This window comes from Vibrio sp. 1F253 (assembly GCF_041439295.1).
Classification (GTDB): Bacteria; Pseudomonadota; Gammaproteobacteria; order Enterobacterales; family Vibrionaceae; genus Vibrio; species Vibrio tasmaniensis_A.
The window spans coordinates 1-13,009 of the sequence record NZ_JBGONU010000043.1 but is presented as its reverse complement, the minus strand read 5'-3'; the positions used below and the strand labels follow the sequence as shown (position 1 = coordinate 13,009).

Here is a 13,009-nt window from a genome sequence, read left to right as displayed (position 1 = left end):
TTCGTGTTGGTGCTTACGCACTTTTAGTAATTAGGACCACCGCTTCACATGCGATGCCCTCTTTGCGACCTGTAAAACCTAAACGCTCAGTGGTCGTCGCTTTTACATTCACATTGCTAATGCTGGTTTCTAAATCTTGTGCGATAGCGTGGCACATAGAGTCTATATGAGGCGCCATCTTTGGAGCTTGCGCCATGATAGTAATATCGGCATTACCAATCACGTAGCCTTGTTCTTTTACTCGACGATAAACATCTTTTAGAAGTTCACGGCTATCCGCGCCTTTCCACTCATCATCAGTATCGGGGAAATGACGACCAATATCACCGGCAGCAATCGCACCTAATAAAGCGTCACACAACGCATGAAGGGCAACATCACCATCTGAGTGTGCGATAAGACCCTGCTCATAAGGGACTCTAACGCCACCTATAATTACCGGACCTTCACCACCAAACTTATGTACATCAAAGCCATGGCCAATACGAATCATCATTATTCCTTATTCTGACTTAAATAGAACTCAGCAAGTGCTAAATCTTCAGGCTGAGTAATCTTAAAATTATCTGAACGCCCTGCCACTAAAGCTGGCGATAAACCTTTCCATTCAAAGGCTGAGGCTTCATCGGTAATCGAAACGCCTTGTTGCAACGCCTCGCTTAATGCATTCCGCAGAGGCTTTGCTCTGAACATTTGCGGCGTAAGTGCATGCCATAGTTCGGCCCGCTCAACGGTATGTTCGATCTGCCCTTGGGCACCTCGCTTCATCGTGTCACGAACTGGCGCCGCTAAAATAGCCCCTACATCATGGCTCATCGCGCCGGAAATTAGCTTGTCGATATCACTGAGTTGGACACAAGGCCTTGCCGCATCGTGAACCATTACCCAATCGCTAAGCTGCTGCTCGGCGATACAGTTTAGTGCAGAGAGTACCGAGTCCGCTCGTTCGCTTCCGCCAGACACTCTGACCACTTTGGGATTCTGGTTGAGTGCTAACTCCGGGTAATAGGGGTCATCATCGCTGATCGCAACGACAATTTGAGAGACTTGTGGATGAGACAGTAATTTCTCAATGGTGTGCTCTAAAATCGTTTTGCCGTTAATCTTAAGATATTGCTTAGGGCGGTCTGCTTTCATTCGGCTACCGACGCCCGCTGCAGGTACAACGGCAATCACACTTTGAAGTTGAGTCGACATTAATGGGATTCCTCACCAATGATGCGGAAAAACGTTTCGCCTTCTTTTACCATTCCAAGCTCATGACGTGCGCGCTCTTCTATCGCGTCTAAGCCTTGGCGTAGATCATCGATTTCCGCAAACATCTCTGCGTTACGAAGATGGAGCTTTTCGTTTACTTGCTGTTGAACTTGGATTTCGTTGTTCACACCGTAGTAATCAGAAATACCATTTTTACCGAGCCACAGTGTGTGTTGTAGCCAGCCAAACACTATGAGCAGTACTAAAGCAAAAATTCGCATAACACCTTTCGCCGGTTGAAAAAGAAGGAACTAGAATAAGGCACATATATACCATAATGAGCTTATTGGTGCGAGATATGTGGTGTTAGGGAATCAATAAGTCGGAGAATTATTGTCGGGATAAGTATGGTAACAATGAGATTCCCGACTCCTTCCTTCGTCAGTCTAGGGAATGACGAACTTTCGGTATCAAAAAGAAAGCTATATAACCTAGAGCTTCTTTTCTTCACCTTTTTGCAGACAAAAAAATGCCCCGCATAAGCGAGGCATTTAAAAGCATTAGTGCATAATTCTAACTAGTTGGTGCTGTAGCAAGGCAACAAAGAAGATTCAGCTATGGAGCATAGTTTCCTATGTGACTTAGTGAATCTTCTGCAGTTAACGCAGCTACAGTGCCAAATAGGACGAATTATTGACCTTTAACTTCTTTAAGACCGTTGTAAGGAGCTTTAGAACCTAGAGCTTCTTCGATACGGATAAGTTGGTTGTACTTAGCAACACGGTCAGAACGGCTCATAGAACCAGTTTTGATTTGACCTGCAGCTGTACCTACCGCTAGATCAGCGATAGTTGCATCTTCAGTTTCGCCAGAACGGTGAGAGATTACTGCAGTGTAGCCAGCGTCTTTAGCCATCTTGATAGCAGCTAGAGTCTCTGTTAGAGAACCGATTTGGTTGAACTTGATAAGGATAGAGTTAGCTACGCCTTTCTCGATACCTTCAGCAAGAATCTTAGTGTTTGTAACGAACAGATCGTCACCAACGATTTGAAGCTTGTCGCCTAGAAGTTCAGTTTGGTGCTTGAAGCCATCCCAATCAGACTCGTCAAGACCATCTTCGATAGAAACGATTGGGAAGTTGTTCGCTAGCTCAGCTAGGTAGTGGTTGAACTCTACAGAAGTGAAAGTTTTACCTTCACCCTTCATGTTGTAGATACCAGCTTCTTTGTCGAAGAACTCAGATGCTGCACAGTCCATAGCAAGAGTAACGTCTTTACCTAGTTCGTAACCAGCAGCTGCAACAGCTTCTGCGATAACTTCTAGAGCTTCAGCGTTAGACTTAAGGTTAGGAGCGAAACCACCTTCATCACCAACTGCAGTGCTGTAGCCTTTAGACTTAAGAACTTTAGCTAGGTTGTGGAATACTTCAGCGCCGATACGTAGACCTTCTTTAAGAGTCTTAGCGCCAACTGGTTGGATCATGAACTCTTGGATGTCAACGTTGTTATCTGCGTGCTCACCACCGTTGATGATGTTCATCATTGGTAGAGGCATAGAGAATTGACCAGCAGTACCGTTTAGCTCTGCAATGTGCTCGTAAAGAGGCATGCCTTTCGCAGCAGCAGCAGCTTTTGCGTTAGCTAGAGATACAGCTAGGATAGCGTTCGCACCGAACTTAGACTTGTTTTCAGTACCGTCTAGGTCAAGCATGATTTGGTCAACGTCAGCTTGTGCTTTAGCGTCAGAACCTACTAGAGCTTCAGCGATTGGGCCGTTTACAGCTTCAATAGCTTTAAGAACACCTTTACCTAGGAAACGTGATTTGTCGCCGTCACGTAGCTCAAGAGCTTCGCGTGAACCAGTAGATGCGCCAGATGGAGCAGCAGCCATACCTACGAAACCGCCTTCTAGGTGTACTTCAGCTTCTACAGTTGGGTTACCACGTGAATCGATGATTTCACGACCTAGAACTTTAACGATCTTAGACATTGAATGTTTCCTTCTCGTTGAATATATAAATGTCAAATTTAAAGGTAGCAGCACAACTTACGCAGCTACCTGTATTCCTTTTTACTTCTCTAATTCGCCGCGCTGGAACTCGCCAGCTGCTTTAACGAAACCTGCAAACAATGGGTGACCATCGCGAGGTGTTGAAGTGAACTCTGGGTGGAATTGAGCAGCAACGAACCATGGATGGTTCGGGTTCTCGATAACTTCAACCAGTTTCTTGTCCGCAGATAGACCCGATACTTTTAGGCCCGCTTTTTCAATTTGTGGACGAAGATTGTTGTTCACTTCGTAACGGTGACGATGACGTTCATGGATCGTCGCGCTACCGTATAATTCGTAAGCTTTTGTCCCTTTCGCTAGGTGACAAAGCTGTGAACCAAGACGCATTGTGCCGCCAAGGTCAGATGTTTCTGTACGCTCTTCAACTTTACCTTCGCCATCAGTCCACTCAGTGATAAGACCAACAACTGGGTACTTAGTTTCAGTACAGAATTCAGAAGAGTGTGCCCCTTCCATTTTCGCAACGTTACGAGCGTACTCGATAAGTGCTACTTGCATACCTAGACAGATACCTAAGTAAGGTACTTTGTTTTCACGAGCGTATTGAGCAGCAAGAATCTTACCTTCAACACCACGATCACCAAAGCCACCAGGAACTAGGATTGCATCTAGGCCTTCTAAAACTTCTACGCCACGAGACTCAACGTCTTGTGAATCTACGTATTTAATATTAACGCTTAGGCGATTTTTCAAGCCCGCGTGTTTTAGCGCTTCATTTACTGATTTGTATGCGTCTGGTAGTTCAATGTACTTACCAACCATACCAATCGTCACTTCACCCGTTGGGTTAGCTTCTTCGTAAATTACTTGTTCCCATTCAGACAGGTCGGCTTCTGGAGCTGTGATGCCGAAACGCTTACATACAAGTTCATCAGTGCCTTGAGCTTTAATAAGCTGAGGGATCTTGTAGATAGAGTCAACATCGCGCATAGAAATAACGGCATTTTCTTGCACATTACAGAACAGAGCAATTTTCTTACGCTCGTTCGAAGGAATGTTGCGGTCTGAACGACAAACTAGAATGTCTGGCTGAATACCAATAGACAGCAGCTCTTTTACAGAGTGTTGCGTTGGCTTAGTTTTCACTTCGCCCGCAGCTGCTAGGTATGGCACTAGAGTAAGGTGCATGAACATTGCGCGTTCACGGCCTAGCTCTACTGCTAGCTGACGAATCGCTTCCATGAATGGTAGAGATTCGATATCACCAACCGTACCACCAACTTCAACAAGCGCGATATCGTGGCCAGCTGCGCCAGAAATTACACGTTCTTTGATAGAGTTAGTGATGTGCGGGATAACCTGAATAGTTGCACCTAGGTAATCACCGCGACGCTCTTTAGCGAGTACGTCTGAGTAAACACGACCTGCAGTGAAGTTGTTACGCTTAGTCATCTTGGTGCGAATGAATCGCTCGTAGTGACCAAGGTCAAGGTCAGTTTCAGCGCCATCTTCCGTAACGAACACTTCACCGTGTTGAGTCGGGCTCATTGTGCCTGGATCAACGTTGATGTAAGGGTCAAGCTTCATCATAGTCACTTTAAGACCACGAGCTTCTAAAATAGCCGCAAGAGATGCTGCTGCAATACCTTTACCTAGAGAGGATACAACCCCGCCAGTAACAAAAATGTAATTTGTCGTCATGTTTAACCTGAAATTGGTTGAATGAGGGAAATGGATTACTTCTGGACGGGATGAAAATATACCAGAAGCCCCTTATCGCCACAACGTGAAATCTATCACACTGCTATTTTTTATTTTTTGCTTCAAATCAATTCATGATAAAAGCTTTGATGATCTTTTCTCCGCCACTTTGACTTCATCCCATATGGAATCAAGCTGTTGTAGAGAAAAGTCGGTCAAAATTTTATCTTGCTGACGAACTTTTTGTTCCACACCTTTAAAGCGGCGTGAAAATTTCAGATTGGCTTTATTGAGAGCCGTTTCTGGATTTTTACCCAAATGTCGCACTAAATTGACGGTAGCAAACAACAAATCCCCCAGTTCTTCTTCAACTAAATCTTCGTTTGGTGTTACTTGAAGCGCTTCTTCTAGCACCTCATCAACTTCCTCTAAAACCTTATCGGCGACTGGGCCAATAGAGTCCCAATCAAAGCCAAATTTCGCGACTTGCTTTTGAATTTTTGTAGCACGCGAAAGTGCAGGTAGAGAGTTTGGTATTGAGTCTAGAATACTTTCTTGAGTTTTGCCTGCCTGTGCTTTCTCTTTGGCTTTTTCAGCTTCCCAGTTGGCATTAATTTCTTCATCACTGGCAAACTCTGTATCAGAAAACACATGCGGATGGCGGCGCGTTAGCTTCTCATTGATGCCATCGACCACATCAGAGAACTCAAACAGTCCCTGCTCTTTCGCGAGCTGGCTGTAGAAAATCACCTGAAACAACAAATCACCCAGCTCTTCTTGTAGGTTCGGCCAATCTTTGTTGTGAATCGCGTCCACTACTTCATAGGTTTCTTCGATCGTATGCGGGACAATTGTTTCAAAATTTTGTTTCAAATCCCAAGGACAGCCACCTTCAGGATCGCGCAGCTTAGTCATGATCTGTTCAAGTTGTTCAATCGGGTGATTCATCGTTTTATTCCTATTCACTGTCTTTGATTTTTAAATTTAAAACTTCACTAAAACTAAAAAAGGTGAGCAGCCAAAACCACTCACCTTTCTATTCTTTCAGTCATCCTCAAGAGCGAAGAATGAGCGAGTTGGGGATCTCAAATCGCTTAGAGAGATTCCCTATCACGTTCGTCCCTCACTGTAGGGAATGACAACTATCTTTGTTTTACTAAGTAATTGGCTCTTCTAACAAGGCAACAAGCTTTCGCGATTCCTGAGCATAGCTCGCCTATGTGATGGACCAAGAAAGCGCAGTTAACGCAGTAAAAGTGACTAATGCAACGTGAAAGTTAGCCGAGGCGTTTTACGCTCATGACATCTTTGATTTGTTCTACTCGACTCGTCACTCGACTCAGAATTTCAATGTTGGTCACTTCCAAATCGAAATCCATCACCGACAGCTGACGTTTATAGTCAATACGGCTCTTCATTGTCGTCACACTGACTTTTTCGTTCAAGAACAGGGATGTGATGTCTTTCAACAAGCCGGTACGTTCTAGCGCCTCTACACGCAGTGTTAAGATATACGAGCCTACAAAACCATCTCCCCACACCGTATCGATGATACGTTCAGGGGCATGTAGGTTAAGTTCACTTAACTGCTCACAATCGCTGCGGTGTACTGAGATACCACGCCCTTGAGTAATGTAACCTTTGATCACATCACCTGGGATAGGCTGACAACAACGAGCCAAGTGGGTCATTAGGTTATCAACACCTTCAACAACGACAGCATCCTTTTTCGGACGGCTCTGATGTGCTGGCTTATTGTCAGACTCAAGCAACTTCTCGAGTGCTTTCTTGTCTTCTTCTTCAGCCGTCGGCTTATTGACCAGAGCATTGATGTGATTAACCACTTGGTTAATACGCAAATCGCCGCTACCAATACCTGCATACAATTCATCAGGTGTATTGACGTTGAATCGTTTCAGCGCATATTGCTCAGCATCTTTCAGTGTTGCGCCGACTCTGCCTAGCTCGACTTCTAGGATGTCTCGTCCAGCTTCGAGGTTTTTCTCACGACTCTGAGCGCGGAACCAAGCGTTAATTTTTGCTCGAGCTCGACTTGAATGAACAAAACCTGTGGTCGGATTTAACCAATCACGTGATGGATTCGGTTCTTTTTGAGTAATGATCTCAACTTGATCGCCCATCGCCAACTTATGAGTAAACGGAACGATTCGACCTGCGACTTTGGCACCGATACAACGGTGTCCAACCATCGAGTGAATGTGGTAAGCAAAATCCAACGGCGTTGCACCCATTGGTAAATCGACCACATCACCGCGTGGTGTAAAAGCATAGACTCGGTCATCAAAGACTTGGCTACGTACTTCATCCAGCATTTCGCCAGAATCCGACATCTCTTCTTGCCAGTCGATAAGCTTACGCAACCACGTGATTTTCTCATCGTAGCCACTGCGTACACCGCTAGAAGCACCTTCTTTATACTTCCAGTGCGCAGCCACACCTAACTCAGAGTCTTCGTGCATTTGCTTGGTACGGATCTGAATTTCGATGGTCTTGCCTTCAGGGCCAAGAACTACGGTATGAATTGATTGGTAACCATTGGGCTTAGGATTCGCCACATAGTCATCAAATTCACTTGGAAGATGTTTATATTTGGTGTGAACCACACCTAGACCGGCATAACAGTCTTGCAGTTGGTCGGCAATAATACGTACCGCACGCACGTCAAAAAGCTCATCAAACTCTAAGCCCTTTTTCTGCATTTTACGCCAGATGCTGTAGATGTGTTTGGGACGACCGCTGACTTCAGCATTGATGCTTGAACGGTTCATTTCTGATGTTAGGTCATCAACAAAGTCAGTGATGTATTGTTCGCGCACGATGCGACGCTCTGACAGCTGTTTGGCAATCTGCTTGTAGGTATCTGGTTGTTGATAGCGGAAAGCGTAATCTTCAATTTCCCACTTTAGCTGACCAATGCCCAAACGGTTTGCAAGAGGCGCATAGATGTTAGCACACTCTTTCGCTGCCGCACGGCGAACAGCATCAGGGGCCTTTTTTACCTCGATGAGGTTGCAAATTCGTTCTGCTAGCTTGATGACGACGCAGCGGAAATCATCGACCATGGCCAGTAACATTCGACGAACGTTATCTACTTGTCCCGAGGCAGCACTGCCTTCAAGGGTAACGTTGAGCTGGCCCAAAGCTGCCATTTCTTCAACGCCATCAATTAACTTTACGGTTTCTTTACCGTAGCTTTCTTCAAACGCTTCACGTCCAAAAACGCCGCTTGAAACAACGGGGAAAAGTTGCGCTGCAATTAAAGTGGCACGGTCCATCGACAACGTAACCAAGATTTCGATCATCTCACGTCCACGCCAAAGCAGGAGCGACGCTTGCTCGTGATCTTTTAATAGCTCTTCACAGTGACGATAAACTTTGGTCAGTTTATTCGAGGTTTTTACGTCTTGATTCAGTGACGCAATCCAACTTTCTAGCTCAAACTGTTCGCTTGGGTTTAAATGTGCGCTTCGTACCGCAACCATCATGCCTTCCTAGTTATTATGTTTTATACCCAATTCAATATGACTAACTGATTCCAAGTTAGTTCGACTCATATTGATATCAGCGCAGGCTTCCCTGCGCCTTTGTGATTCATTTTTAAGCCTTATTTAAGGGCTTCTAAGCCTTGATAAAGAGAGCCATCGATTCTAGATGACTGGTATGGGGAAACATATCCAACATACCAAGTTTGGCTAATTGATAGCCTTGTTTTTCTAAACTCTCAGAATCTCTCGCTAGAGTAGCAGGATTACACGAAACATAAACCACACGCTTCGCTCCTAACGCTGAAATTTGATCAACGATCCCACTCGCTCCAGCACGTGCAGGGTCAAGTAATACTTTATCGAATTTCTCTTTTGCCCAAAGCTGTGAAGATAAATCTTCTTCGAGGTTCGCTTGGTAAAACTCCGTATTGCCTAACTGGTTTAACGCCGCATTAGCCGTTGCCTGTTGAACCATTTCATCAACGCCTTCCACACCAACGACAAACGCCGATTGTTGTGCGATAGGCAGACTGAAGTTGCCTAAACCACAAAACAGGTCAAGCACACGCTCATCCGCTTGAGGCTCTAACCACTCAATCGCTTGAGCAACCATCTGGTGGTTCACTTTCTGGTTAACTTGTATAAAGTGGTTTGGCTCAAAAGGTAAGGTTACACCGGTTTCACTATAGCTTGGCGAATCACCCACCAAACGAAGCAACTTATCGGTTTCTGGCATCGAGTACAGCGTTGCACCTTCTTCTTTCGCGAGCGTCATCAACGCCTGCTCATCTTTTTCAACCAAAGGTTTAAGGTGACGCAGCACCATAACAGGGCCAGTATCACCCAACACCAATTCAACATGTCCTAAAGACGTAAGGCTACTGAAAGTGTTCAGTAAACTTTTCAGTTTTGGCAGCAATACATTAAGGCGAGGGTCAAGCACCGCGCAGTCGGTGATGTTTTCAATCTGTTTACTTTGTTTCTTACGGAAACCAAACTGGAGCTGCTGTGTCTTCTTATCAACAAATAGACTGATACGCGCGCGACGACGATAACCGGTTTCATCACCGACAATCGGCTGGGCGACTTCGGTGTTAGCCGTTTGGTATTTGCTCATCAGGTGCGTCAAAGATTGTGATTTATGCTCAACCTGAGATGAGTAACCGAGATGTTGAAGATGACAGCCACCACACTGATTAAAGTGCTTACAAAATGGCTTTAAACGCAGCTCACTCGGTTGAAGTAATTTGATGAGTTTTGCTCGCGAAAACTTACTTTTGCTCTCAGTAAGTTGAATAACCACCTTCTCACCGGGCAATGCGCCATCAATGAAAACTGGTTTGTTCTTCTGATAAGCGATGCCAGCGCCATTGTGATCCATTCGTTCAACCAAAACCGATTGATGCTTGGTCTCGAGTTGAGTTTTCTTTTTTGGTTGGAAAAAACGTGCCATTGCTTGTGCCTAATGTATCTTTTAATAAGTAATTGGTATCCAGGACTCACTATTCTGTCTTGGAATCATTGTCGAACGTCACGGCTTTGATTAAGCTTACCGTTCACTTAACCGCCATTGTGTGCGTTATTTTCCCATATCCAGACCTCGATGTAATTAAAGAACATGACCAGATATGGCTTAAGAGCCCGTGTAATTACCTTAACTCTAGCTCCAACCCTAATTATTGGGCTGCTATTGAGTGCATTTTTCTCATTTAACCGCTATCAAGACCTTGAGGGTCAAGTGGTTAACACTGGTACTAGCATCATTGAACCACTAGCGATTGCGAGTGAGTCTGGCATGAAGCTCGAAAGTCGAGAGTCTGTTCGTCAGCTGATTAGCTATGCTCATCGAAAAAATTCTAAGCTGGTGCGCAGTATTGCGGTGTTTGATGAACGTCATGAGTTGTTTGTAACGTCAAACTTCCATCCTGATTTTGAAAGCCTGACCTATCCGAAAGATAAACCGATTCCGCATTTAAGCTCATCGAACCTGCTCGATAACACGCTGATTCTTAGGACACCTATCATCGCTGAGGGACAATACATCAACTCAGCTAATGGCCAGTCTCAAGCGAACCAAGCGATCGGTTATATTGCGATAGAGTTAGACTTGTCGTCACTTCGATTGCAGCAATATCAAGAAGTGTTCTCTGCCTTCTTGGTGCTGATCCTCGGTCTTGGGCTTTCTGGGGTATTTGCCTTCCGCTTGATGCACGATGTAACCCAACCGATCACACACATGAAAAACATGGTCGACCGAATTCGTCGTGGCCACTTAGATGTGCGTATCGAAGGCAAAATGCATGGCGAGCTTGATTCACTGAAAAACGGTATCAACGCGATGGCGGTCTCGCTATCAGAATATCACGTCGAGATGCAACACAGCATCGACCAAGCAACATCTGATCTGCGTGAAACCCTAGAGCAATTAGAGATTCAAAACGTTGAGTTAGACATTGCGAAAAAACGCGCTCAAGAAGCGGCACGTGTTAAATCTGAGTTCTTGGCGAATATGTCTCACGAATTGAGAACACCGCTTAACGGTGTGATTGGCTTTACTCGTCAGATGCTCAAGACACACCTATCGAACAGCCAAACCGATTACCTGCAGACCATTGAGCGTTCGGCCAACAACCTACTCAGCATCATCAACGATATCTTGGACTTCTCAAAACTTGAAGCCGGCAAACTCGCTCTAGAAAACATTCCATTTGAGTTCCAAGCGAGCCTAGAAGAGGTGGTTAACCTTCAAGCCACTAATGCTCATGAAAAAGGTCTTGAGCTTACGCTTAAGATCGACCCGAAAGTACCACCAGGCGTTGTTGGTGATCCACTGCGTATCCAACAGATCCTGACTAACCTCGTGGGTAACTCGATCAAGTTTACCGAGCGTGGCAACATTGACATCAGCGTTGAACTTCGTTCACAAAGCGAAGACAGCATTGAGCTGCAGTTTATGGTTCGAGATACGGGCATTGGTATCTCAGAGCGCCAACAAGCACAACTTTTCCAAGCCTTCAGCCAAGCCGATGCGAGCATCTCTCGTCGTTATGGTGGTACAGGCTTAGGTCTGGTAATCACCCAAAAACTGGTCAGCCAAATGGGCGGAGAGATCAGCCTAACCAGTCGTCTTCACCAAGGCTCCACCTTCTGGTTCACCCTGAGACTATCGACTACCGATATGCCGATGACAGAATTAATTGAGACTCAGTGCCTGCAAGACAAGCAACTGCTGCTTATCGAGCCAAACATGCAAGCGGCATCAATTACTCAGCAGATCCTAACCCAAGAAGGCTTGGTGGTAACGTACCGTTCGGTTATGCCTGACGAATCTACCTCGTATGACTACGTTCTACTTAACTTAGCCGCGAACCAAGAGTATCAATTTGATACCGTGAGTGGTTGGGCGATTGGCGCGAAGAAGATCGCTCAGAACGTGATTATTGGTACACCAAGTACCGAGCTAGCGTTGGGTGAGCAATTGATGAAAGAGGTCGATGTTCAATGCATTACTAAGCCTCTCTCTCGCAAGAAGTTACTGCAAACTTTGGTATCAAATCAAGCGCCAACCTTAATTGCACCCGCTATTGAAACACATTCAGAAGAGAAACTACCGCTTACGGTTTTGGCGGTCGACGACAACCCAGCCAACCTTAAACTGATTACTGCGCTGCTAAAAGAGCGCGTAGAGACAGTGATCAGTTGTACTAGTGGTCAGAAAGCTCTCGACAAAGCGACAGAGACTCCATTTGATGTCATTTTCATGGATATTCAAATGCCGCAGATGGACGGCGTGACCGCTTGCCAAAAAATTAAGGCGTTGGCGAACAATGCAAACACGCCTGTGATTGCTGTTACTGCGCATGCAATGATGGGAGAGCGTGACCGACTACTTGAAGCAGGTATGGATGACTACCTAACCAAGCCTATCGAAGAGCATGTGTTACAACAGGTTCTTATTCATTGGAGCCCTACCTCTGAGATTGAGCACATTGATAAAATAGACCCAGATCACCCGGCGGTCTCTGCTGAAATCGACCACAGCTCTGTTTCAGAAGTTGAAGCCAGCGAGCACAAGAACATCATCATTGATTGGCAAGCTGCTTTGAAACAAGCCGCCAATAAAGAAGACCTCGCACGCGATATGCTGCAAATGCTCGTAGATTTTATTCCTGAAGTTTATGAAGCCGCGGAAAAAGCGATCGAAGACAGTGACTACCCCGTTGAAGCGCTGACACACATCATCCACAAGATGCATGGCAGCAGCTCATACAGTGGGGTACCAAGGCTTAAGTCGGTATGTGCAACGATAGAGAAAGAACTTCGTTCAGGCACTTCTGTTGAAGACATTGAACCGGAGCTTTTTGAACTTCAGGATGAATTGGATAAGGTTCAAGCAACCGCGATTCATTATTTGAAACCAGCCAAGACCTAGCGAATATTTCTTACTCACAAATATTCATTAAACGGTTTACCAGCCAATAAAAAAGCAGAGCTCATGAGCTCTGCTTTTTTCTGTCTAGAACCTAGAGCACCAGATATAATACCAATCACAGTAAGTAAGTGATCAAAAATAGCGTAGGAAAAAAGCTTGAGAA

9 protein-coding genes are annotated in these 13,009 nt (G+C 45.3%); 1 reads left to right on the top strand and 8 read right to left on the bottom strand.

Annotated elements, in window-relative coordinates; translation table 11 throughout:
* Positions 1–13: 13 nt before the first annotated feature.
* From ispF to rlmD, 8 genes are all read right to left on the bottom strand, one after another.
* A complete protein-coding gene (ispF, locus tag ACED28_RS17980; RefSeq protein ID WP_029223073.1) occupies positions 14–493 on the bottom strand; it encodes a 2-C-methyl-D-erythritol 2,4-cyclodiphosphate synthase in 480 nt (159 codons plus the stop codon).
* Between the two features lie 2 nt (positions 494–495).
* Positions 496–1,197, bottom strand: coding sequence for a 2-C-methyl-D-erythritol 4-phosphate cytidylyltransferase (gene ispD, locus ACED28_RS17975; RefSeq protein ID WP_371710397.1), 702 nt, complete (start codon positions 1,195–1,197; stop codon positions 496–498).
* Entirely contained in the window at positions 1,197–1,478 is a 282-nt protein-coding gene (gene ftsB / locus ACED28_RS17970) for a cell division protein FtsB (RefSeq protein ID WP_012604777.1), read from the bottom strand. Before ftsB ends, ispD begins: the two co-directional genes overlap by 1 nt.
* Positions 1,479–1,887: 409 nt before the next feature.
* Positions 1,888–3,186 carry a phosphopyruvate hydratase gene (gene eno / locus ACED28_RS17965; RefSeq protein WP_009847644.1) on the bottom strand — a complete coding sequence of 433 codons (1,299 nt, stop codon included), beginning with the start codon at positions 3,184–3,186 and terminating at the stop codon, positions 1,888–1,890.
* Positions 3,187–3,267: 81 nt separating this feature from the next.
* Positions 3,268–4,908, bottom strand: a complete 1,641-nt coding sequence (locus tag ACED28_RS17960) for a CTP synthase (RefSeq protein ID WP_012604779.1) — start codon at positions 4,906–4,908, stop codon at positions 3,268–3,270.
* 132 nt (positions 4,909–5,040) lie between these two features.
* The gene (mazG, locus tag ACED28_RS17955; protein ID WP_029223072.1) at positions 5,041–5,856 is read right to left on the bottom strand and encodes a nucleoside triphosphate pyrophosphohydrolase; all 816 of its coding nucleotides are present in this window, start codon (positions 5,854–5,856) and stop codon (positions 5,041–5,043) included.
* A 329-nt stretch (positions 5,857–6,185) separates the two neighbouring features.
* A complete protein-coding gene (relA, locus tag ACED28_RS17950; protein ID WP_009847647.1) occupies positions 6,186–8,411 on the bottom strand; it encodes a GTP diphosphokinase in 2,226 nt (741 codons plus the stop codon).
* 136 nt (positions 8,412–8,547) lie between these two features.
* A complete protein-coding gene (gene rlmD / locus ACED28_RS17945) occupies positions 8,548–9,867 on the bottom strand; it encodes a 23S rRNA (uracil(1939)-C(5))-methyltransferase RlmD (protein WP_102582621.1) in 1,320 nt (439 codons plus the stop codon).
* A gap of 165 nt (positions 9,868–10,032) precedes the next feature.
* On the opposite strand from rlmD, the gene barA reads away from it, so the two are divergent.
* On the top strand, positions 10,033–12,846 hold the full coding sequence (gene barA / locus ACED28_RS17940; RefSeq protein ID WP_017103821.1) for a two-component sensor histidine kinase BarA: 2,814 nt from the start codon (positions 10,033–10,035) through the stop codon (positions 12,844–12,846).
* Positions 12,847–13,009: the final 163 nt, after the last annotated feature.